A 17,401-nucleotide genomic window follows, 5' to 3' on the forward strand; every position below is an offset into this window, starting at 1 on the left:
TCCATAATTAACTTTATTGACCATCAGTAACTTCGGTTGTAGTATTTTGATTTCTAACAACTAATGATACTGGGGTTTTGAGAATTGGTTTTTTAACTGCTTGTTTAATAACAAGAAAGCCTTGTTTTGGTCCTGGAACTGAACCTTTTACTAAAAGATAATTATTTTCTTTATCTACTTTAATAACTTCTAAGTTAGCAACACTACGTTTAACATTTCCCATTTGCCCTGGCATTGGTTGTGATTTAAACACACGGTTAGCATTAATAGAACCTGTTGAACCCATTTGACGATGTAAACCTGATCCATGACCCATTGGACCACGTGATTGATTATGACGTTTAATACGTCCTGTAAATCCTTTACCTTTAGAAGTTCCTTGGACATCAACGAATTCACCTGCTGTGAATACGTCAGCAACATTAATAAGATCTTTATGATTAAATCCGTTCATGTTACGAATTTCTTTCACGAAGCGCTTAGGTTGACTGTCGGCTTTTTTAAAGTGTCCAATTGTTGGTTTGTTTGATAAAGTAACGCGAAGATCGAACGTTGCAAGTTGCAAACTACTATATTTGTCTTTTACATTTGTTTTAACTTGACTTACTACATTTGGTTGTACTTCGATAATTGTTACTGGAACTAGTTGTCCGTTGTTTAAGAAAACTTGTGACATTCCTAGTTTCTTACCTAAGATTCCTTTCATAATTTCCTCCTTGGAATATGTTGTAAATAATTAATATTTATCGATTTTAATAATTTTTTTTATTAATCTTTTTTGATACTTGATTTAAAGTTGATTTTTTTTCATCTTTAGATTCGATTATCAAAGAGATACTAACACTATTAGGGATAGTAAGTCCACTTAGAGCATTTAAAGATTTTGGTGATAATTGAGCACCAATAATTCTTTTGTGAGTTCTCTTTTCAAATTGTTCACGTGAATCTTTATGTTTATGCGGTGAACGAAGAATAGTGAAAATTTCTTTATGAGTTGGTAATGGAATTGGACCTACCACTTCAGCACCTTCTTTTTTTAACACATCTTTAATTTTCTGTGCTATTTGGTCAATAGCTGAGTGATCATAACTTTCTAAACGAATTTTTACTTTGTCTCCTATGATTGCCATTGGCTATATCCTCCTTAGAACGATTTTTAATAAAATAAAGAACAAAACATGTGATATAATGACAACTGATATCAGTGTATCAGCATTTATACATAACAATCACGCCTTGTAAGTATAACATAGTGTAATGGTAAAAGGGAATAGCGAAATACAAAAAAAACAAAAAAAATAATGGGTTTTTTGTTCATAATCTTTTAACTATTAATTTAGTTTTAAAAAATAAAGATTTTTATTAAAAAAATAATAAAATACCGTTATTTTTTTATTATTTTCTTACTTTAAAAAAGTAAAAGGTAATACCTGAGTTGTAAATATAAATGGGACAGTTTTTTAAAATAATTGTATTAAATCTATTGGTCTTTTATAAGAGAGCGATTTTCTGGGTGTAGAATTAATTTGAAATGCTATAAAATTTAAATCTTTTTGTTTATATGAAGATAGATCTGTAGATTTTGGTAAATATCTTCTTAAAATACCATTATTATTTTCATTAGACTTGGTGCAAAACTAAGGTAATTCAAAATTATATATTCCTGCTATTAAATTAAATCTTAATGCAAATCTTCGTATTTTATTGCGATATTTTAAACTTAAAATTTTAAAACGTTTTAGTTTAGCAAATACGTGTTCAATTTTAATTCTAATTTTACTTAAAGTTTTATTGTATTCTTTTTGAATTGGTGTTAATTGATTGTATTTACTTTTTTTTAAATGGCAAAAATGTATTTTTATGAATATTTTGTATACCTTGATAACCTGAATCAACAAAAACTTGTTTTTCTGGATGAATAAAAGTTTTAGATTTTAGAAGCAATTTAAAATCATGAATGCTTACAAAACAAAAAGCAGTTGAAATAATTTTTCCATTGGAAATATCAATAATTATTTGGGATTTGAGAGAATGATGTTTCTTTTTACCTGAAAAAAGTAATTTTAGTTTTTTTTAATTCTTTCAATTGGAGTTTCAGTAGCATCAATAGCTAACAAATTATTATTAGTACCTTTATTTTTTGTTAAATCTTTTTTTCAAGGTAAATTAAAAATTCCGCTTTTTATTAAAATATTTTCAATTCAAAAAATATTACGAATGCAACTAGTATGACTAATATTATATCTTTTTGCAATAACTCTATAACTACTATAGTCTTTTCAATATTCTAAAGTCATTAATAAACGCTCTTCAATTACAATTTTATTTTTTCTACCACCATAATATTTTTGTTTAGACTCAGCAATTTTTAAAATTTCAAGCATTTTATAAAATGTTTGTGGCTTTATGCCGACTAAACTATAAAATTCTTGATCATCTTTATATTTTTTCAACATAATAACTATCACCTTTAATATTAATAATAATCGTTAAATTGTTAAAATTAAAGGTTTTGCACCAAGTCTAATTTAATTTTTATATAAGTGTCCTTTTTAATTTTACAATTAAAGAATATTTAAAATAAAGTTATAATATAAAATTATTAAAGCAGATTGTAATTTGAAGTGTAAAACTTTGAATTACAATCTGCTTTTAGTTAGAAAAAAGTTTTTATATTATTTATTTTTTTTATAAGCAGTGCTACTATTTTTATAGTATTCTTTTAAAAAAAATAATAATATTAACTTGTTAAATTATTATTTTAGATGAAAAAGTAGTAGTATTATCAATTGGAAAGTCAATTGGTAGTATTTTAAGTTTGTATTTTTTATTTATAGTAATAATAATAAACTAATATATATGTTTTAAAGACAATTACATTAGACTTGGTGCAAAACCTTTAATTTTAAAAATTTAACAATTATTATTAATATTAAAGGTGATAGTTATTATGTTGAAAAAATATAAAGATGATCAAGAATTTTATAGTTTAGTCGGCATAAAGCCACAAACATTTTATAAAATGCTTGAAATTTTAAAAATTGCTGAGTCTAAACAAAAATATTATGGTGGTAAAAAAAATAAAATTGTAATTGAAGAGCGTTTATTAATGACTTTAGAATATTGAAAAGACTATAGTAGTTATAGAGTTATTGCAAAAAGATATAATATTAGTCATACTAGTTGCATTCGTAATATTTTTTGAATTGAAAATATTTTAATAAAAAGCGGAATTTTTAATTTACCTGGAAAAAAAGATTTAACAAAAAATAAAGGTACTGATAATAATTTGTTAGCTATTGATGCTACTGAAACTCCAATTGAAAGAATTAAAAAAGGAAATTATCCCCACATGTACTAGTGTGGAGGAAAAAATGAATTGAAATGAATTCAATAGCATATTTCAAACTGAAAACGATTGTTTGAAATATATAGCGAAGTTGAAAATAATGAAATGCATCAGGTGTGCTTCTTCTAGTTTGAATACTTCTGATTTGAGAAGAATACGATGTTTGAACTGTAACCAAACATTTAGTATTCTTTATGGAACCATTTTTTATAAGTCACAGACCCAAATGACATCTTGGTTTTATCTCATCTTTAGATGAATAAACACAAAGCATGGCATACCAGCAACCGATGTTGCAAGGGAATTGGGTGTGACCTATAAAACAGATTAGACTTGGTGCAAAACCTTTAATTTTAACAATTTAACGATTATTATTAATATTAAAGGTGATAGTTATTATGTTGAAAAAATATAAAGATGATCAAGAATTTTATAGTTTAGTCGGCATAAAGCCACAAACATTTTATAAAATGTTTGAAATTTTAAAAATTGCTGAGTATAAACAAAAATATTATGGTGGTAGAAAAAATAAAATTGTAATTGAAGAGCGTTTATTAATGACTTTAGAATATTGAAAAGACTATAGTAGTTATAGAGTTATTGCAAAAAGATATAATATTAGTCACACTAGTTGCATTCGTAATATTTTTTGAATTGAAAATATTTTAATAAAAAGCGGAATTTTTAATTTACCTTGAAAAAAAGATTTAACAAAAAATAAAGGTACTAATAATAATTTGTTAGCTATTGATGCTACTGAAACTCCAATTGAAAGAATTAAAAAAAACTAAAATTACTTTTTTCAGGTAAAAAGAAACATCATTCTCTCAAATCCCAAATAATTATTGATATTTCCAATGGAAAAATTATTTCAACTGCTTTTTGTTTTGTAAGCATTCATGATTTTAAATTGCTTCTAAAATCTAAAACTTTTATTCATCCAGAAAAACAAGTTTTTGTTGATTCAGGTTATCAAGGTATACAAAATATTCATAAAAATACATTTTTGCCATTTAAAAAAAAGTAAATACAATCAATTAACACCAATTCAAAAAGAATACAATAAAACTTTAAGTAAAATTAGAATTAAAATTGAACACGTATTTGCTAAACTAAAACGTTTTAAAATTTTAAGTTTAAAATATCGCAATAAAATACGAAGATTTGCATTAAGATTTAATTTAATAGCAGGAATATATAATTTTGAATTACCTTAGTTTTGCACCAAGTCTATTATAGAACTAACACAATTTAATTTTTATATAAGTGTCCTTTTTAATTTTACAATTAAAGTTGAAATTAAAATAATATGTTGATTTAGAGAGCTTTAAAAAACGACACATTGTACGAATTTTATATTTACATTTATTATTGATAATAATCTCTATTTTCTTTTAATTTTCACAAAAAATCTTGATATTACTTTTAATTTAAAATTAAAAGTAATATTTTTATATCAGGGGTGATTTTTTGTGACTAATAATGAATTAATTGATGTTTTAAAAAACAAAAAAGATGAAGAATTTATAAAAATTATTAGACATTTTAAAAATAGAATTAAACAAATTGAGAAAAAAGAAAAATTAGATGCAATTGATAAAAAATTTAAAGAAAAAGGAATTCAATGTCCAAATTGTAAATCTTATTGATGTGTAAAAAATGGTTTTAAGAATAATAAGCCAAAATATTTATGCAAAGATTTTAAAAGTAGCTTTGATGCTTTAAGAAATCATTTTTTACATTGAAGTCATTTTTCTCATGAACAATGAGATTGAATAATTTGATTGTCATTGTTAGGTCAATCTGCTTATATTATTTCTCAATTTGCTAAAATTTCAAAAACATCAGCATGATTTAATCGTCAAAAATTTATGAAATCATCACAATTAGCAAAAACACAAAAACCATTCACAAAATTAAAAGGTAGAATTGAAATTGATGAAACTTTTATCAAAGAAATTCATAAAGGAAATTTCAAAAATCCAGATGATCCAAGAAAAAAATGAATTGAAGAAAATGCTAAAGATTTAAACTGTTGTATTGAAATGGCAATTGATGAAAATAAAAATATTTATGCTCAAACAACAAATACTAAAAGATTAACAAAAAAATGAGTACAAGAAAATTTAACATCTAAGCTTATCGAAGAAAAATCAATTATAGTTTGTGATATGCAAATACTATATGATACAGTAGCTAAACAAACAAAATGTACTCTCAAGAAATTTAAATCAAAAGAAAATAAAGAATTAAATTATAAAAATTTAAGTAATATCAGTAAAATACAATCAAGTTTAAAAGAATTTATTACTCATTATCATGGCATTGGATTTACCAATATTCAAAATTACCTCAATTTATGAAAATTTAAATACCAACATTATAAAATATCACCTTATGCAAAATCTGAAGCATTATATTTCAGTTTGTAAAAAAAATAAATCCCAAAATTAAATAAAATCAAATTTTAGGCCAGGTTGATGATTTTTTTTATTTCATCAAGAGTTTTTTTGAAAATTAAAACTATTTTCTGCCTATTATTAGTGCTGCTTGCTTTAAAATATCATTTTCCATTCGTAACTGTTTTAATTCTTTTCTTAATTTAATTAATTCATTTTCTTCAACAGAACGATTATCTTTAGATTTAAAACTAACTGAATTAGTAAATTGCTTAATTCAATTATAAGTAGCTGCTCTTGTAACATTGTACTCTTTAGCAAGACAAGACACTGACTTACCACTTTGATATAAAGCTACTATTTGTTTCTTAAATTCGTCGGTATATGAGTTAATATTGGCCATAATTATAGTTCCTTTCTTTTAACTAATTTGTTCACTTGTCTACGTAATTAGTGTCCAATAATTTCGCGGTTAAATAGGTCTATTAATAAACAAATATAGTTTCACTTACCATTTACTTGAACATAAGTTAAATCACTAACAATAACTTCATTTTTAATCCTATTCTTAAAGTTTCTATTAACAAGATTAGTTATTTGACTATCATTGACTTTATTATGATGATTTTTGTGTCTTAATTTAGTGTATTTTGATATTAAATTATGTTTATTCATAATTTCTTTAATTTTTCGTCTTGATAAATAAATTTCTTGGTTTTCTAATATGACTTTTAATCTTCTTGTGCCATAAATTTCTTTATTTTCTTTAAAAGCACTAATAACAGCTTCATCATACATATTATTTTGATTTTTTTCTTTTTTCTTGAAATTAAAATAATATGTTGATTTAGAGAGCTTTAAAAAACGACACATTGTACGAATTTTATATTTACATTTATTATTGATAATAATCTCTATTTTATGCCTATTATTAGTGCTGCTTGCTTTAAAATATCATTTTCCATTCGTAACTGTTTTAATTCTTTTCTTAATTTAATTAATTCATTTTCTTCAACAGAACGATTATCTTTAGATTTAAAACTACCTGAATTAGTAAATTGCTTAATTCAATTATAAGTAGCTGCTCTTGTAACATTGTACTCTTTAGCAAGACAAGACACTGACTTACCACTTTGATATAAAGCTACTATTTGTTTCTTAAATTCGTCGGTATATGAGTTAATATTGGCCATAATTATAGTTCCTTTCTTTTAACTAATTTGTTCACTTGTCTACGTAATTAGTGTCCAATAAAGTGTAACCTATCCAAACTTTAATAGACTTGGTGCAAAACCTTTAATTTTAACAATTTAACGATTATTATTAATATTAAAGGTGATAGTTATTATGTTGAAAAAATATAAAGATGATCAAGAATTTTATAGTTTAGTCGGCATAAAGCCAAAAACATTTTATAAAATGCTTGAAATTTTAAAAATTGCTGAGTCTAAACAAAAATATTATGGTGGTAGAAAAAATAAAATTGTAATTGAAGAGCGTTTATTAATGACTTTAGAATATTGAAAAGACTATAGTAGTTATAGAGTTATTGCAAAAAGATATAATATTAGTCATACTAGTTGCATTCGTAATATTTTTTGAATTGAAAATATTTTAATAAAAAGCGGAATTTTTAATTTACCTGGAAAAAAAGATTTAACAAAAAATAAAGGTACTAATAATAATTTGTTAGCTATTGATGCTACTGAAACTCCAATTGAAAGAATTAAAAAAAACTAAAATTACTTTTTTCAGGTAAAAAGAAACATCATTCTCTCAAATCCCAAATAATTATTGATATTTCCAATGGAAAAATTATTTCAACTGCTTTTTGTTTTGGAAGCATTCATGATTTTAAATTGCTTCTAAAATCTAAAACTTTTATTCATCCAGAAAAACAAGTTTTTGTTGATTCAGGTTATCAAGGTATACAAAATATTCATAAAAATACATTTTTGCCATTTAAAAAAAGTAAATACAATCAATGAACACCAATTCAAAAAGAATACAATAAAACTTTAAGTAAAATTAGAATTAAAATTGAACACGTATTTGCTAAACTAAAACGTTTTAAAATTTTAAGTTTAAAATATCGCAATAAAATACGAAGATTTGCATTAAGATTTAATTTAATAGCAGGAATATATAATTTTGAATTACCTTAGTTTTGCACCAAGTCTAATTTATAAACTAAATTTTATTAGAAAATGAACAATAATTTTACTTCAATTTTGAACAGATATTGTTCATTTTTTTCTTTTTTTATAATTTTTATAAATTATAAATTGATATATATAAAATTACTGTTATAATTTTACTAGCATAATATTTAAAATGGAGTTAGAAGTAATATGAGTAAATCTAAAATTTCATTAAGTTTAAAAAATGTTGAATTTCGTTATAAACCAGAATACAATAACGCCGTTGATAATGTTAGTTTTGATATTAATCATGGTGAATATATTACTATAATTGGTCATAATGGTAGTGGTAAGTCAACTCTTTCAAAAATTATTATTGGTGTTTTACACAAACAAAAAGGTACAATTCAATTATTTGGTGAAACAATTACTAATAAAAACATTAAACAATTACGTCGTCACTTAGGTATTGTTTTTCAAAATCCTGATAACCAATTTATAGGTTCAACTGTTCGTGATGATATTGCTTTTGGCTTGGAAAATCATTTAGTTGAACCCAGTGATATGCCAGCAATTATTGACAGAGTTTCTAGGGCAGTGGGTATGGAAAAATATTTAGATCATGAACCACTATGATTATCTGGTGGTCAAAAACAACGTGTAGCTATTGCTTCAGTTTTAGCTTTAGAACCCGATATTATTATTTTTGATGAGGCAACTAGTATGCTTGATCCAAAAGGTAAACGAGAAGTTAAAGAAATTATGTTAAAATTACAAGAACAACGCAATAAAACTATTATTTCTATTACTCATGATATGGATGAAATTATTAATGCCGATAAAATTATTGTTATGAATAAAGGTAAATTAGTTCGTTATGGAACTCCATCTGAAATATTAAAAGAATGAGAGTTTTTACAAAGTATTCATTTAGATATTCCTTTTGTTTTAAAAGTATCGTTAGGTTTAAAAAATAAGGGAATTAATATTAATGAAACATTAAGTGAAGAGGAGCTGATTTCTAGCTTATGTCAATTAAATTCAAAGAAGTAAGTTATACTTATTCTCCAAAAACCCCTTATCAATATCAAGCATTAAAAGATATTACTATTGAAATTGTTGAACAAAAAATAGTTGCTATTATTGGTGAAACTGGTAGTGGTAAATCAACTATGATTCAACATATTAATGGTTTATTAGTTCCAATGGCGGGTTCGGTTGCTATTAATGATTTTATTATTAAGGCTAATCAAAAAAAAATTCGTGATATTAAAAAAATACGTAAACAAATTGGCTTAGTTTTTCAATTTCCCGAATATCAGTTATTTGAAGAAACTATTGAACGAGATATTATGTTTGGACCAGTTAATTTTGGTGAGAAAAAAGATAAAGCACGAGAGTTAGCAAAAAAATATATTAATTTGGTTGGATTAGACGAAACATACTTATCAAGAAGTCCATTTGATTTGTCTGGTGGTCAAAAACGAAGAGTTGCTATTGCTGGTATTTTGGCATTACAAGGTCATACTTTAATTTTAGATGAACCAACAGCAGGACTTGATCCCGATGGTGAAAAAGAATTAATTAATTTATTTTATGATTTAAATCATAAAGAAAATAAAACTATTATTTTAGTAACTCATAATATGAATCACGTACTAATGGTTGCTGATGAAGTTATTGTATTACATAATACACAGATTTATAAAAAAGCAGATCCAATTACTATTTTTAGAGATAAAAAATTAATTACCGAAACCGGAATTGAGCCACCAAAAATTTATAGTTTTTTATATAAATTAGAAGCAGCAGGATTTGATACATCAACAATTACTGCTAGAAGTGATTCAGAATTAATTGACCAGTTGTCAAAAATATTATCCAAAAAAAAATAGCAATAAAAAGTAAGGAGTAATAAATAATGAAAGTTAGTTTTGGTCGTTATTTACCTTTAAATTCAATCATTCATCGTGTAGATCCAAGAATTAAATTACTAGTTTTAATTTGTTTAATTGCTTCACTTTTTTTTCATACTGGTTTTGAAGGTTACGCTCTTATTGGTTTTACTGTCATAACGATTTTCTTTTGTACAAAATTACCTTTTATGATGTTATTAAAATTAATGCGCCCCATTTTATTTATGGCATTTATTTTATTTATAATTAACTGTTTTTTAACTGATGGCCCTAATGTAGGAATGATTTGACGTTGGCATGGTATTAAAGTATCGTATAAAGCTATATTTGTTAGTATTTATATTGCTCTTAGAATTTATTTAATGATTTTAATTACAACAATTTTAACAACCACAACTCAACCATTAGATTTAACATTAGCATTAGAAGATTTAATTTTACCACTAAAATTAATTAAATTTCCAGTACATATTATTTCGATGATTATTTCTATTGCTCTTCGTTCAATTCCTACATTATTAGATGAAGCGGGCAGAATTTTAAAAGCACAAGCATCACGTGGTGTAGATTTAAAAAATGGTCATTTTAAAGAAAAAGTTAAAGCGTTAGTATCATTAATTATTCCCTTATTAGTTTCTTCATTTCAAAAAGCAGAAGATTTAGCATACGCTATGGATTCAAGGGGTTATGATCCACAAGGTAGAAGAACACGTTTTCGTCAATACCATATTGATTTTAAAGATATATTTTTCTTTATTATTGGTGTAGGATTGTTAGCATTTCTTATATCTTATACTTATCATCCAGAAATATTTTGAAGAATTCCATTTATTGATGATTATTATTCACAATAATAAACGTATATGAATTAGGTTTACTAATTTTAAATATTTATTAATATTTAGTTAAAATAAAAATTTTGCAACAAGTGTCATAATATTTATCATTTTTTTTCTTATACTCCCTATTATTTTTTTTTAATTAAAAATTCTTAATTTAAATTTAAAACATATTAATAATTAAAATTAATTAAAGAGTAAGTCCGGTTGCTAAATTATAATCATAAATATCACTATCTAAGTTACTTGTAACTACAATACTGTTATTTCATTCAACATTTTGTTTTGCTATTTTTTCACTAACTAACAATTGTTCAATAGCTTTATCTAATAAATTTAATTAATCTAATTCTAAATTATTTAATGCATTTTTTATAACTTGTTCACCATACATATCATTACTATTAAAATTACTTAAATCAAAAATTTGTTTTGAACTAGAAACATGATCATATTGCAATTCTCTTTCTTTTTCTTTAATAAGTTGATGTCTTTTTTGGTCATATTTTTTCTTTCTTACTTTTATTTCGGATCTTTGATAATATTTTTTCTTTTTTTGCTTTTACTTCGGGTTTTTGATCATATTTTTTATTTCTTTGTTTATTTTTTTGGTATCACATTTGATCATATTTTTTCTTTTTTGCTTTTACCTCAGGTCTTTGTCTATATTCTTTCTTTTTTGCTTTTACTTCAGGTCTTTGTTCATATTCTTGTCATTTTCTTTTTTTAGATTGTTTATTAAATATTTCTTCATTGGTTTGAAATGAAGAAGTAGTATTAGTAACTATACTTAAACTATTATTCATATCTTTTTCCTCTAAATATAATTAAAGTTAATTTTATTTAAACTTTTATTATATATTTTTTGCTATTTATTAAAAATAATATTTTTTGATACATAAAAATGTATATTATAACTTTTTCAAAGTTTTAAAAATAAGATTAATAAGATATATAAATTAAAATTGTATAAATTATACCAATTTTAAATGTTTTTTCAATCTTTAAAACTATTATTTTGTTTTGTTTTTAGTGCTCTTAATTAAAATTAATTGAGAAAGGAATGAGTATATTGCTAAATTTTTAATCATAAGTATTAGTATCTAAATTACTTGTAAGTTAGTATTGTTAATAAAATTTGATTAATAAATTGATTTAATAAGATATTATCTATTACATTTTTATGCTTTTTATTAAGGGCATAATAAAACTTTATTTTAAGAGTATTTAAATTAATAATTAACCATAATTATTAATTTTAAATTGTGTTCTAATTGTTAATAGTAACATTGTTTTTTATTATTGTTATTGTTATATACGAAAATTAGATGATTATTTTTGTAGTTTTATGAAAAAAAATATTAAAAAATCATAAATTTATTGTATAATATTTAACGGTTTTACTTATAAAAACTAATATGGCGACTGTGGCGTAGCGGTCTAGCGCATCAGTTTGTGGAACTGACATTCGCGGGTTCGAATCCCGTCAGTCGCCCCATTTAATAAAATTATGTTTTTTTACTACTCCTTTTTGGAGTTTTTTCTTTTTTAAATAAATATTATTATAAATTTATTTTTCGCTTTTTATTTACTAAATAAATAATGGTATAATTATTATGTTTTATGATTTGCAGAAAGTTGAGGTTTAAATGTATATGTACCTTAAAGAAGGGCAAATACTTTCAATTCATGCATATAAGCATAATGGCGATTTATATCGTAGTTGAAATAATTCAATTGTTTTAGAAGATACTGAAAAATATTTAGTTTTAGTAAATGAGAATGTAACAATTACTGAAATTAATGGTCGTAAATGAACAACCGTTGATCCAGCAATTTGGTTATTTTTTAAAAATGATTGATACAATATTATTTGTATGATTCGTAATGATGGTGTTCATTATTATTGTAATATTGCCAGTCCTTTTATTTTAGATTCGCAAACAGTTAAATACATTGATTATGATTTAGATGTTAAAGTATTTCCTAATCGTTCTTATAAACTGTTAGACTTGAAAGAATTTAAAAATAATCGTCGAATATGAAAGTATCCAATACCTTTACAAAATATATTATGACAAAATATAAATAAATTAAAAAAAGGAATTAAGAAAAATGAAATTAATTTATTTAATGATGATGTAATTTTAAATTATTGAAAAAATTATCAAGACCAAAGTTTACAAAAATAGTAAGAACATATGTTCTTACTATTTTTGATATTAAAACTTTTTATAAATAAATTAAATTTTTTTATAAAATAGGTAATGTTTTTGCATAATTATGTTCTCTCATAATACTGTTTATATTAATTTTTTTACTTTTATCTTCAATACTATTATTTATATTTTGAATATCTATATCATTAAATTGTATTTTCTTTTTGTAATTATGATAATTAATAGCATATGTTTTTAATTTTTTTATTTCTTTAAACATTAAGTTTTTTATTTCTTGTTCAATTTCTTTATTCATTTTTTACTCCTTTTAAAAATAAAAACCTATTTACTTTGAGAAACAAAGTAAATAGGTTAAAAACTATATTTAGTTTGTAGTTATTTTTAACATCTTTTTGAAAATTTACATTAGACTTGGTGCAAAACTAAGGTAATTCAAAATTATATATTCCTGCTATTAAATTAAATCTTAATGCAAATCTTCGTATTTTATTGCGATATTTTAAACTTAAAATTTTAAAACGTTTTAGTTTAGCAAATACGTGTTCAATTTTAATTCTAATTTTACTTAAAGTTTTATTGTATTCTTTTTGAATTGGTGTTAATTGATTGTATTTACTTTTTTTAAATGGCAAAAATGTATTTTTATGAATATTTTGTATACCTCGATAACCTGAATCAACAAAAACTTTTTTTCTGGATGAATAAAAGTTTTAGATTTTAGAAGCAATTTAAAATCATGAATGCTTCCAAAACAAAAAGCAGTTGAAATAATTTTTCCATTGGAAATATCAATAATTATTTGGGATTTGAGAGAATGATGTTTCTTTTTACCTGAAAAAAGTAATTTTAGTTTTTTTTAATTCTTTCAATTGGAGTTTCAGTAGCATCAATAGCTAACAAATTATTATTAGTACCTTTATTTTTTGTTAAATCTTTTTTTCCAGGTAAATTAAAAATTCCGCTTTTTATTAAAATATTTTCAATTCAAAAAATATTACGAATGCAACTAGTATGACTAATATTATATCTTTTTGCAATAACTCTATAACTACTATAGTCTTTTCAATATTCTAAAGTCATTAATAAACGCTCTTCAATTACAATTTTATTTTTTCTACCACCATAATATGTTTGTTTAGACTCAGCAATTTTTAAAATTTCAAGCATTTTATAAAATGTTTGTGGCTTTATGCCGACTAAACTATAAAATTCTTGATCATCTTTATATTTTTTCAACATAATAACTATCACCTTTAATATTAATAATAATCGTTAAATTGTTAAAATTAAAGGTTTTGCACCAAGTCTAATTAATAAACATATATATCAAATATATTAACTTTGTAAATTATTTTCATATATTTTCATATTTTTTGAAATAATGTTTTAGTAAATTTAATCAATTATCTAAATTAGAACCATATTTTTTTTCTAAATCTCATAAAAAATTACCATATACATCATTACCGCCAACCAGTACATAAGTTTCTTTTCAACCAATTTTTCCTTCTTCTGGTTTAATTTCTTTTACAAAACCAGATTTTTTAGATCACTATCAATTAAACTATTTTTTTCATTTTCTTTTCAATAATGTTCTATTATTTCTCCATTTTCATTTTTTGTAAATCAAAATTCATCTCCCACTTTACCAATTAAGTTATTAAAATTTTTATTATTTATTAATTCATTTTTTAATGATATTTTATCAATTAATTTTGAATTAGTTAAATTAGAATTAAAATCATTAATGTTATAACCCAATCTCATTACAATATGTGATGGTACATTTTTTATTGGTATTAAATCATTTTCTCAATTTTTTATTTGCATACTATTTTTATCTTTTGATGATAATTTAAAATTGTTATTATTAATATAATTAAAACGATTTTCTTTTGATATTAAATCTTTATAATTATTTGAATTATATTTAATTACTCCTTGCATTCATCAAACATAACTATCAAGAAATGCCTTTGGATAATAATTATTTTCTAGTAGTTTTTTAGTTGGTATTGCTTCATCTCCATACTTGATATTTTCGCCTTGAAAACGATTTGAATCAAATAAAACAATACCACCACTTTTTCATACATGTTTAACAAATTCTAAAACGCCATTATAAAGTTGTTCTTCAAAATTGACTTGATGATCAACTCATTTTTTAAATTCATAATCCATATCTTTCATTTTTGGATTAAAAAATTTATAAATTGAAAAACCAATATTATTTATGAATGTTTCATCCAAATCAGTAATAACAATAGGTACATATTTATTAGCTTCAATTTTTGATTCATTATAATGCACAGTGTAATTTTTATCTTCTTCATCATTTTTGGCATTAGGTTTATTTGCGGTTGCGTAAATAACATCTAATGATAAATTTTTTTATTTGCTTCTATAACATCATCATACTGTTTTATTGCTGCACGAAAAGTATTTAATAAGGATATTTTTCTTTCTGCTGATTCTTGTCAAATTATTGATTGTAACACTTTTAAATCATAAATATTGTTATTTTTATAACATCCAATAGCGCTTAAACTTGTACTTGTAATAATTATTAAACCACTTATTATTTTTAATATTTTTTTCATGTTTTTTCTCCTTTTAAAAATAAAAACCTATTTACTTTGAGAAACAAAGTAAATAGGTTAAAAACTATATTTAGTTTGTAGTTTTTTTAACATTTTTTTTGAAATTTTACAATCAATAAAGATAATATATTTATTTTTAAAGTTTAAAAGACAAGATATAGTTATTATTAACTATTTAAATTACGTATTATTGTTGATTTATATCGGCTAAATGTTAAGATAAATGTAAAATTAGATACTTAATTATTAATGGCTTTTCTCCCTTTATGTACTATTTTTAATTTTATCACATAAATGCTGAGAAAAGCCTATCTACGGACTTCTCCCCACATTTTTAAATCAAACATAACATTACAGTTTCAAAACTAGGTATGTTATTGAATTTATATGCTGATTCTTTTGCATATAAATGAACATGATGTTTTTCAACTTTGATATGTGTTTTAAATGTTCGTCTGATGTGCTTTCATGCCGATTCAATCTGGTTTATGTTTACACCAGTTTTTGAAACATAGCCATCTTGATGGTTAACTGTTTCATGCTTAGTGAAAACTGATTTAAAATGGCGATATCCTTTTCAAGAATCAGTATGTACATCACACTTTGAAGAAATGTGGTTTCTTGCAAATTGCAAAAGATTTTTTTGATTTGCATTTTTCAACACTTTCACAATTAAATTATTGGTTGTTTTTTCATAAATCCCAACAATCAAAGTTTTATTTTTTAAGGATCTTCCTTGTTTTTTAAAACCCATATGTGAAAGATACATTTCATCCATTTGCACTATGCCCTCAACAATGAATTGAGGTTCTTGTTTTGCAATTGCACTTCGGATTTTATGACCCATTCTTCAAGCAGTTTTCAAAGTTACTCCCAATTCTTTTGCAACATCAGTTGATGGAATTCCATGTTTGGTGTTTATTCATCTAAAGATGAGATAAAACCAAGATGTCAAAGGTGTTTGTGACTTGTAAAAAATGGTGTCATGAAGAATACTAAATGTTTGATGACATTTCAAACATCTTATTCTTCTTAAATCAGAAGTATTCAAATTTGTTCAAGAACACCTCATACATTTGTTTTCCTTCAAACTTGCTATATATTTCAAACAATCTTTTTCTGTTTGAAATATATTGTTGAACTCATTCAATTTCATTGTTTCCTCCACAAGTACATGTGGGGAGAAGTCCGTTATTAATTACATTTAGTTTTTAATAATTTTAAAAATGATTGATAAATAAAATTATTGTTTATAGATTTTAAATTTTTTTTGCATAAGATGTTAAAAATAAAGTATGAATAGTTTACTAGAAATATTGCGAAATAATAATTATAAAGAGGTAAAAGGATGTTAAAATTTTCAAAAACATTATCTAACATTGGTATTTATCTACTTTTGACAACATTAATGCCAGTAATGGTTATTTCTATAATTATGATTTCTTTAAAAGGATTAATGGAAAGTTCTTATGAATTATTATGGAAGTTTGGAGAATGATTACAAGAAGTTTTTGATTCTGGATTAAGTACTATTCAATGATTAGGATGAATTATATTGATAGCTTGTCTAACAACTTATGGTATTCTTATATTTATTTTAGTTATGATAAATTCAAGAAAAGCATTTGAACAAAGAATTGGTTATATTCTTGGTTTAGTAATTGGAGTTGGTTCAATTGTTGTGACATTATTACCGTTAATTATTGTTAGTATTGCCAGTCTTGGCAATGGAGTAATAACTTTAGTATTAGGATTATCATTTGTTTTTATTGGATTAAATGGTGGTTTAGTTGCTTGTGGATCATTATTTGGTTTAATTAGTGCAAAAAATATTATAAATTTATGAGATGCAAAGAAAAAGTAGATTATATCTACTATTTGTTATTTATGTATTTACTTCATGGTAATTGTAAATTTGTTAATGTATAATGCATTAATTGTCGATGTATGCTAATAATTAAAACGTTAAATATTGTT

The 17,401-nt window shown here is 23.5% G+C and carries 28 protein-coding genes, 1 tRNA gene and 2 pseudogenes; 14 read left to right on the plus strand and 17 right to left on the minus strand.

Annotation, left to right across the window (positions count from 1 at the left end):
* Window positions 1-13: 13 nt before the first annotated feature.
* From rplC to AAHM78_RS15565, 6 genes and pseudogenes are all read right to left on the minus strand, one after another.
* Complete coding sequence (gene rplC / locus AAHM78_RS15545; protein WP_174480934.1) at window positions 14-706, minus strand: 50S ribosomal protein L3; 693 nt, start codon at window positions 704-706, stop codon at window positions 14-16.
* Window positions 707-821: 115 nt separating this feature from the next.
* Window positions 822-1,124 (minus strand): annotated as a pseudogene (gene rpsJ, locus AAHM78_RS15550) (30S ribosomal protein S10); the annotation flags it as partial.
* Between the two features lie 336 nt (window positions 1,125-1,460).
* Window positions 1,461-1,622, minus strand: a pseudogene (locus tag AAHM78_RS17320) (IS30 family transposase); the annotation flags it as partial.
* Between the two features lie 15 nt (window positions 1,623-1,637).
* Entirely contained in the window at window positions 1,638-1,898 is a 261-nt protein-coding gene (locus AAHM78_RS15555) for a transposase family protein (protein ID WP_342253810.1), read from the minus strand.
* Window positions 1,828-2,013 (minus strand): hypothetical protein, encoded by a 186-nt coding sequence (locus AAHM78_RS15560; RefSeq protein WP_342255215.1) that lies wholly within the window; start codon window positions 2,011-2,013, stop codon window positions 1,828-1,830. Before AAHM78_RS15560 ends, AAHM78_RS15555 begins: the two co-directional genes overlap by 71 nt.
* A gap of 50 nt (window positions 2,014-2,063) precedes the next feature.
* Window positions 2,064-2,456: a transposase family protein gene (locus AAHM78_RS15565; protein WP_342253710.1), complete on the minus strand. Its 393-nt coding sequence runs from the start codon at window positions 2,454-2,456 to the stop codon at window positions 2,064-2,066.
* Window positions 2,457-2,950: 494 nt separating this feature from the next.
* Between AAHM78_RS15565 and AAHM78_RS15570 the strand changes: the two genes are divergently transcribed.
* The 6 genes from AAHM78_RS15570 to AAHM78_RS15595 all read left to right on the plus strand — a co-directional run bounded on the left by AAHM78_RS15570 (window position 2,951) and on the right by AAHM78_RS15595 (window position 5,781).
* Window positions 2,951-3,361: a transposase family protein gene (locus AAHM78_RS15570; protein ID WP_342253811.1), complete on the plus strand. Its 411-nt coding sequence runs from the start codon at window positions 2,951-2,953 to the stop codon at window positions 3,359-3,361.
* A 118-nt stretch (window positions 3,362-3,479) separates the two neighbouring features.
* A complete protein-coding gene (locus AAHM78_RS15575; protein WP_342253812.1) occupies window positions 3,480-3,680 on the plus strand; it encodes a hypothetical protein in 201 nt (66 codons plus the stop codon).
* 67 nt (window positions 3,681-3,747) lie between these two features.
* On the plus strand, window positions 3,748-4,140 hold the full coding sequence (locus tag AAHM78_RS15580) for a transposase family protein (protein WP_342253813.1): 393 nt from the start codon (window positions 3,748-3,750) through the stop codon (window positions 4,138-4,140).
* 59 nt (window positions 4,141-4,199) lie between these two features.
* A complete protein-coding gene (locus AAHM78_RS15585; protein WP_342255024.1) occupies window positions 4,200-4,376 on the plus strand; it encodes a hypothetical protein in 177 nt (58 codons plus the stop codon).
* Window positions 4,306-4,566, plus strand: coding sequence for a transposase family protein (locus tag AAHM78_RS15590; RefSeq protein WP_342253810.1), 261 nt, complete (start codon window positions 4,306-4,308; stop codon window positions 4,564-4,566). Before AAHM78_RS15585 ends, AAHM78_RS15590 begins: the two co-directional genes overlap by 71 nt.
* Window positions 4,567-4,821: 255 nt before the next feature.
* Window positions 4,822-5,781 carry a transposase gene (locus AAHM78_RS15595; RefSeq protein ID WP_342253814.1) on the plus strand — a complete coding sequence of 320 codons (960 nt, stop codon included), beginning with the start codon at window positions 4,822-4,824 and terminating at the stop codon, window positions 5,779-5,781.
* A gap of 91 nt (window positions 5,782-5,872) precedes the next feature.
* On the opposite strand, the gene AAHM78_RS15600 is transcribed toward AAHM78_RS15595, so the two are convergent.
* The 3 genes from AAHM78_RS15600 to AAHM78_RS15610 are packed head-to-tail and all read right to left on the minus strand — an operon-like array spanning window position 5,873 to window position 6,941.
* Complete coding sequence (locus tag AAHM78_RS15600) at window positions 5,873-6,151, minus strand: transposase (protein WP_342253815.1); 279 nt, start codon at window positions 6,149-6,151, stop codon at window positions 5,873-5,875.
* Between the two features lie 47 nt (window positions 6,152-6,198).
* Window positions 6,199-6,621: an IS3 family transposase gene (locus AAHM78_RS15605; protein WP_342253816.1), complete on the minus strand. Its 423-nt coding sequence runs from the start codon at window positions 6,619-6,621 to the stop codon at window positions 6,199-6,201.
* Window positions 6,622-6,662: 41 nt separating this feature from the next.
* Entirely contained in the window at window positions 6,663-6,941 is a 279-nt protein-coding gene (locus tag AAHM78_RS15610) for a transposase (RefSeq protein ID WP_342253817.1), read from the minus strand.
* A 154-nt stretch (window positions 6,942-7,095) separates the two neighbouring features.
* On the opposite strand from AAHM78_RS15610, the gene AAHM78_RS15615 reads away from it, so the two are divergent.
* The 5 genes from AAHM78_RS15615 (at window position 7,096) to AAHM78_RS15635 (ending at window position 10,659) form a co-directional block, all read left to right on the plus strand.
* On the plus strand, window positions 7,096-7,488 hold the full coding sequence (locus AAHM78_RS15615; protein WP_342253818.1) for a transposase family protein: 393 nt from the start codon (window positions 7,096-7,098) through the stop codon (window positions 7,486-7,488).
* A gap of 59 nt (window positions 7,489-7,547) precedes the next feature.
* Window positions 7,548-7,913, plus strand: a complete 366-nt coding sequence (locus tag AAHM78_RS15620) for a transposase family protein (RefSeq protein WP_342255216.1) — start codon at window positions 7,548-7,550, stop codon at window positions 7,911-7,913.
* 186 nt (window positions 7,914-8,099) lie between these two features.
* Window positions 8,100-8,942 carry an energy-coupling factor transporter ATPase gene (locus tag AAHM78_RS15625; protein ID WP_252320168.1) on the plus strand — a complete coding sequence of 281 codons (843 nt, stop codon included), beginning with the start codon at window positions 8,100-8,102 and terminating at the stop codon, window positions 8,940-8,942.
* Complete coding sequence (locus AAHM78_RS15630; protein ID WP_342253819.1) at window positions 8,918-9,784, plus strand: energy-coupling factor transporter ATPase; 867 nt, start codon at window positions 8,918-8,920, stop codon at window positions 9,782-9,784. Before AAHM78_RS15625 ends, AAHM78_RS15630 begins: the two co-directional genes overlap by 25 nt.
* A gap of 26 nt (window positions 9,785-9,810) precedes the next feature.
* Window positions 9,811-10,659, plus strand: a complete 849-nt coding sequence (locus AAHM78_RS15635; protein WP_342253820.1) for an energy-coupling factor transporter transmembrane component T — start codon at window positions 9,811-9,813, stop codon at window positions 10,657-10,659.
* 461 nt (window positions 10,660-11,120) lie between these two features.
* On the opposite strand, the gene AAHM78_RS15640 is transcribed toward AAHM78_RS15635, so the two are convergent.
* A complete protein-coding gene (locus tag AAHM78_RS15640) occupies window positions 11,121-11,450 on the minus strand; it encodes a hypothetical protein (protein WP_342253821.1) in 330 nt (109 codons plus the stop codon).
* A gap of 615 nt (window positions 11,451-12,065) precedes the next feature.
* Here AAHM78_RS15640 and AAHM78_RS15645 point away from each other — a divergent pair.
* A tRNA-His gene (locus AAHM78_RS15645) sits at window positions 12,066-12,142 on the plus strand.
* A 157-nt stretch (window positions 12,143-12,299) separates the two neighbouring features.
* Window positions 12,300-12,836: a DUF402 domain-containing protein gene (locus AAHM78_RS15650; protein ID WP_342253822.1), complete on the plus strand. Its 537-nt coding sequence runs from the start codon at window positions 12,300-12,302 to the stop codon at window positions 12,834-12,836.
* 61 nt (window positions 12,837-12,897) lie between these two features.
* On the opposite strand, the gene AAHM78_RS15655 is transcribed toward AAHM78_RS15650, so the two are convergent.
* The 7 genes from AAHM78_RS15655 to AAHM78_RS15685 all read right to left on the minus strand — a co-directional run bounded on the left by AAHM78_RS15655 (window position 12,898) and on the right by AAHM78_RS15685 (window position 16,580).
* Entirely contained in the window at window positions 12,898-13,119 is a 222-nt protein-coding gene (locus AAHM78_RS15655; protein WP_252320160.1) for a hypothetical protein, read from the minus strand.
* Window positions 13,120-13,246: 127 nt separating this feature from the next.
* Entirely contained in the window at window positions 13,247-13,456 is a 210-nt protein-coding gene (locus tag AAHM78_RS15660) for a transposase family protein (protein ID WP_342252825.1), read from the minus strand.
* The gene (locus AAHM78_RS15665; protein ID WP_342253823.1) at window positions 13,423-13,551 is read right to left on the minus strand and encodes a hypothetical protein; all 129 of its coding nucleotides are present in this window, start codon (window positions 13,549-13,551) and stop codon (window positions 13,423-13,425) included. Before AAHM78_RS15665 ends, AAHM78_RS15660 begins: the two co-directional genes overlap by 34 nt.
* A gap of 119 nt (window positions 13,552-13,670) precedes the next feature.
* Window positions 13,671-14,063 carry a transposase family protein gene (locus AAHM78_RS15670; RefSeq protein ID WP_342253824.1) on the minus strand — a complete coding sequence of 131 codons (393 nt, stop codon included), beginning with the start codon at window positions 14,061-14,063 and terminating at the stop codon, window positions 13,671-13,673.
* A 288-nt stretch (window positions 14,064-14,351) separates the two neighbouring features.
* On the minus strand, window positions 14,352-15,134 hold the full coding sequence (locus tag AAHM78_RS15675) for an HAD family acid phosphatase (RefSeq protein WP_342253825.1): 783 nt from the start codon (window positions 15,132-15,134) through the stop codon (window positions 14,352-14,354).
* A gap of 65 nt (window positions 15,135-15,199) precedes the next feature.
* Window positions 15,200-15,424, minus strand: a complete 225-nt coding sequence (locus AAHM78_RS15680; protein ID WP_342253826.1) for a hypothetical protein — start codon at window positions 15,422-15,424, stop codon at window positions 15,200-15,202.
* 334 nt (window positions 15,425-15,758) lie between these two features.
* Window positions 15,759-16,580, minus strand: coding sequence for an IS1595 family transposase (locus tag AAHM78_RS15685; protein ID WP_342252843.1), 822 nt, complete (start codon window positions 16,578-16,580; stop codon window positions 15,759-15,761).
* A gap of 192 nt (window positions 16,581-16,772) precedes the next feature.
* On the opposite strand from AAHM78_RS15685, the gene AAHM78_RS15690 reads away from it, so the two are divergent.
* The gene (locus tag AAHM78_RS15690) at window positions 16,773-17,288 is read left to right on the plus strand and encodes a hypothetical protein (RefSeq protein WP_252320148.1); all 516 of its coding nucleotides are present in this window, start codon (window positions 16,773-16,775) and stop codon (window positions 17,286-17,288) included.
* Window positions 17,289-17,401 lie beyond the last annotated feature (113 nt).

Source organism: Spiroplasma endosymbiont of Zeiraphera isertana, from assembly GCF_964030805.1.
Classification (GTDB): domain Bacteria; phylum Bacillota_I; class Bacilli_A; order Mycoplasmatales; family VBWQ01; genus Spiroplasma_E.